The organism is Vibrio sp. D173a, assembly GCF_030248475.1.
Genome location: NZ_JAHGAH010000237.1, coordinates 1 through 4169, shown reverse-complemented (window position 1 = coordinate 4169; position 4169 = coordinate 1). Strand labels below are relative to the sequence as shown.

Annotated in this window: 4 protein-coding genes and 1 pseudogene; 1 reads left to right on the top strand and 4 read right to left on the bottom strand. The window is 44.9% G+C overall.

Annotated elements, in window-relative coordinates; all coding sequences use genetic code 11:
- From KIV40_RS21410 to pcp, 4 genes and pseudogenes are all read right to left on the bottom strand, one after another.
- Nucleotides 1-642: pseudogene (locus tag KIV40_RS21410) on the bottom strand (GGDEF domain-containing protein); the annotation flags it as partial.
- Nucleotides 643-805: 163 nt separating this feature from the next.
- Complete coding sequence (locus KIV40_RS21405; protein WP_285351197.1) at nt 806-1792, bottom strand: GTP-binding protein; 987 nt, start codon at nt 1790-1792, stop codon at nt 806-808.
- A 63-nt stretch (nt 1793-1855) separates the two neighbouring features.
- A complete protein-coding gene (locus KIV40_RS21400) occupies nt 1856-2119 on the bottom strand; it encodes a hypothetical protein (RefSeq protein ID WP_038890497.1) in 264 nt (87 codons plus the stop codon).
- 175 nt (nt 2120-2294) lie between these two features.
- A complete protein-coding gene (gene pcp / locus KIV40_RS21395) occupies nt 2295-2933 on the bottom strand; it encodes a pyroglutamyl-peptidase I (RefSeq protein ID WP_285351195.1) in 639 nt (212 codons plus the stop codon).
- A gap of 262 nt (nt 2934-3195) precedes the next feature.
- On the opposite strand from pcp, the gene KIV40_RS21390 reads away from it, so the two are divergent.
- Nucleotides 3196-3444, top strand: a complete 249-nt coding sequence (locus KIV40_RS21390; RefSeq protein WP_005433595.1) for a hypothetical protein — start codon at nt 3196-3198, stop codon at nt 3442-3444.
- Nucleotides 3445-4169: the final 725 nt, after the last annotated feature.

Here is a 4169-nt window from a genome sequence, read left to right as displayed (position 1 = left end):
GCCACTTCTGTTCACCACCACGATACCGCGTTTATTGCCACTTTCATCTAGCACGGGCGTTGCTAGCCGGATCATCGGCTTAACGGGCACTTCAATCTGCCCGTGTTCCATATTCAAATCCAGAGGCGAAACATAAATCCTGCGACAACCGAGTTGAAGCGCTTCTGAGAAATAGTAACGATGACGTTTATTTTGAAGTTGTCCTTCTGAGACCACTTGGGATTGGCCATGATTAAAGTTGATTCGCACAACTTCATTGCCTTCCAAATCAATGTAGCGCAACTGGTCGTAAACTTCTTTTCGTTGGCTTACTGCTTCTAGAATCGAGCTTAAACGAGAAAGCTGTGCACTGCGCTGCTCATCCAAAGGAAGATCGGTAATCTCATAAACTCGCTTTGCGGACATAATGTCAGCCAACAATGCAGTCTCGCGGACAACCGAACTCATCACCCACTCGATGTATTGCTTCTTACCCTGTAACAACGCTTTTTGTTGCACACGAATGTTGCTCTTTTCCGCTTCTTCAGACGCAGATGTATCGTAGTGAATGATGGCACCAAACACCGCGACCAGCAGGAAGAAGATCACAACAAAACGCAGGCAGAAGAACTTAAGTTTTGAGAAAGATAAGGCAGGATTCAAGCGCTCTCCGGTTTCTCATGCAGTAAGAAAACCAGCGATTATAGTGATACAAATCACATACAGATAGATTTGTGACGATGATAGTTTTCTATCGTCTCAATAATGAAAAGCAATCAAAAAGACCCGAGCATTTGCTCAGGCCTTGTTCAATCTTAGTGGGCGTCTATTCTGAGATACCACAAAGCTTAAGTAGAATCGCTTCCAACTGATCCCAAGGCATCAACTGAGAATCAATCACTTCAAGGCGTGATTCAAAGCCCTGCAGGCTCATTTCATTGACTGAAACCACACCATTAGCAACGTTAAACGCGTAGCAACCTTGGTCAGTGTTCATCACCGCTTTGACACGTTCAGCCGTTAGCTCAGATAGCATAGAGAACAGTTGATCAAAGTTGAACGAGTATTCCGCGCCAAACAACCAACCGCAGCTGAAGTAACCCTGTCCTTTATTCTCTTTACGGATAAACGCTTCACCCGGTGGCAGTTGGAATTGAGGCTCTTGGTGAGCGTGGTCATGATGATGTGCTTCAATATGAGAAGAAGCACTGCCGTGCACACGTTCAATGTCCAACACTTCAATTGGCAAGTCACCGTCGTGAATCAGCTTGCTGAACACTTTCGAAGGCGTTTGATCAGTCACCCAGTCGTTGAACACATCGATATCGTGGCTTGTACACAGGTCAACTTTGCTTCCGATGACCACATCTGCGCTATCAAGCTGGTCGACAAAGTTTTTATTAGAAAGGTACTTCTCGTTATTTAGGTTACGCGGGTCCACCAGCGCAATCGTTGCTTTAAGATCCACGTACGGCTGGTACTGCTCAGAGGTTAGTGTAGCAACCACTTGCTTTGGATGGCCCAAGCCCGTTGGTTCAATAAGAAGACGATCTGGGTTCTGGCGCAACAAAGCCGTGATACCAACAGACATAGGTACGCCTGCCGTGCAGCACATGCAGCCACCCGGTACTTCTTTGATCATTGCACCTTGGTCAGTCATCATCGCACCATCGATACCTATCTCACCAAACTCATTCACCAACACCGCCCAGTTTTCATTTTCTGGTTTGTTTTTCAGTAAGTTCAGGATAGTCGTGGTTTTACCGACGCCAAGAAATCCCGTCAGTATGTTAGTAGGTACTCGATGTGACATGCTCTTCTCCGACAAGCTTGTGCTTTAATGCTTGTCCAAAGTATACGGAGAATGTGACATGCTTCAACGCTTTTTATCGCGAGGGTCTAAGCCTTTATGCAGCGCTTCCGCTTTTGTCTGTTGAGCTTGTTGGTAATAACCGAACGCATCGGCATTTGTGACACCAGAAAGGTGCATGCTGGTGTGAATCACACAAGTAAAGAACGCGACAATCGCTACAAGGATAGGAAGCAGTCCGAGGGTGTTTTCAAATTTTAAAGCGGCAATAGCCAAAGCGAAAACAACCGCAGAGGAAAGCGCAATGATCTTACTTCTATTGCTTTTCATGATAGTTCGCCTTATTTGAACGAGAGATCAAAGTGAGACAGTATTACTTCTCCACTTCACGCCTCAATGCTACTCCTTTCATACTCCACAAAATTTGAGCGACTTAACAGATACAAAAACACCGAGCTCGTTCATCGCTCGGTGTTGGCGTAAAGACTTGAGCTTGTTGTACTGTTTAACAAATTTGTCCGGCAGTGACCTCTATGTCAGATTCGTTATCGATCACGGCTTGAGCTAACAACGCTAACCCTTCCACAATCACATCCAATGACATCGTTGGCTGATTACCGGAAGCGTCTTGCTCGGGTAAAAGAGGAATATGCACAAAACCATGTCGAACCGATTTATCGCGTAAATAATGCTGAATGCCATAAAATAGGTGATTACACACAAATGTCCCTGCCGTGTTCGAGACTTGGCATGGAATACTTGCCTTGTGCAAAGCGCTCGTGATCGCCTTAATGGGTAGCGTGGTAAAGTAGGCGTCTGGGCCATCTAGGATTACCGGCTCGTCAATGGGTTGATGGCCACCATTATCAGGAATGCGGAAATCATCCATATTGATCGCCACACGTTCCGGCGTAATTGCTGCACGCCCAGCTGCCTGCCCTACTGTAATCACAATGTCTGGCTGATATTGCTCAATCGCATTAACCACGGTATCGATAGATTCATAACGTGTTACGGGTACTTGGCAAATCATCACCTCACCACCATCGAGTTTTTTGCCATCAAGTCGCTTTACTGCTTCTAAAGCAGGGTTGATGGATTCACCACCAAACGGTTCAAAACCTGTCATTAACACTTTCTTCATCGGGCTATTTTCTCTTGATAGTAAAACTCAATGGTTGAGACTCGAATTTACAATAACTTAGTGTCACAAAGCCAAGTATTATCGCATCACGGCGGTGGTCTACCCAAACTTGTGACTCACATTTGGCGTAAAATTAGAGTCAAGCCCTATCTTGAACTTGCGAGGCCATGTTCTGCCGAGCAAATCCTCACTTGGTTTCTAATGGTAAGTTAGGTAGAGTACGCGACCATTGAACATCTGCAATTCAAAGAGATTGAAGACAATGAACATTGATAATCACGTTATCGAAACATTGGAAGAGCTAGAAGCTTTCCTACACCTAATTGAAAGTGGCGCGCTAGGTCTTGAAGGCGTCGCTGGCGTAGCATTAGCGACAACCAACACAGATGGTCGTCCATTTGTTGCAGTACTAGATGACAAGCATCAGCTAGTTCTTGGCCGTTGGGTTTCTCAACACGTTTACGAACACGGTAAAGACATCGTTCGTCACGGCCCACAGCGCAAGCACTAATCCTGCGTTTAATTGACAAAAAAAGCTCGCTTATATTGCGAGCTTTTTTTGTACTCTCCGTCAGGCATTTCAGCTCATTCCTACAATGCCCGCTGGCTTTCTAAGCTATTGTTCAAAAATAAAAAATAAGCTTGTCTGCATGGTAAACAGTCGTGACATTTCGCTGACAAAGCAAGCTGGAAAATTCCTAGAATTTATCTCGGAGGCGATTTCTAATTGTCGTTTCCGGACACCATCGCAGAGCAGTTTTCCTACTCGCTCTGTTTGCCCCGTTTAGCCCGCTTGACAGCCTTGGGTTACACGGGGCTTTTTTATTTCTTACCGTGTAAATTGCTGTTGGGCAGAAACACGTTAGAGAAAGTATCTTTAAGCCATAGTCGTTTATTAATTCTTTGAGCCACTGAGTGCCTGAGGTTTATAAACTAGTGAACCTAAATAAACACCTTGCTCTAAAAGTAGTTTTTCAAAAAATGGCAATAGTGGTCCAAGATTTTCATTTAACGTGCTTTGAGAGCTTACGCCCTGTTAAAGTTTGAGCAACGCAACACCGAAGATATCGAACATCACTCCACAAACAAAAACCTACGCATGGTGAAAATACCACGCGTTGCGAATCCCTCTTAAACATTTTGATACTCATTGAGCCTTCTCCTCCAACTTAGCCTCTCGACTAAGCTGGAAGGCAACGAAACCCAAAATGGAGAAGACTCTATGAGATTCTATAA

What these genes read in the sequence shown, in the direction of transcription:
- KIV40_RS21400 (WP_038890497.1), bottom strand. Translation starts at nt 2,119, where the DNA reads ATGAAAAGCAATAGAAGTAAGATCATTGCGCTTTCCTCTGCGGTTGTT.
- KIV40_RS21390 (WP_005433595.1), top strand. Translation starts at nt 3,196, where the DNA reads ATGAACATTGATAATCACGTTATCGAAACATTGGAAGAGCTAGAAGCT.
- KIV40_RS21405 (WP_285351197.1), bottom strand. Translation starts at nt 1,792, where the DNA reads ATGTCACATCGAGTACCTACTAACATACTGACGGGATTTCTTGGCGTC.
- pcp (WP_285351195.1), bottom strand. Translation starts at nt 2,933, where the DNA reads ATGAAGAAAGTGTTAATGACAGGTTTTGAACCGTTTGGTGGTGAATCC.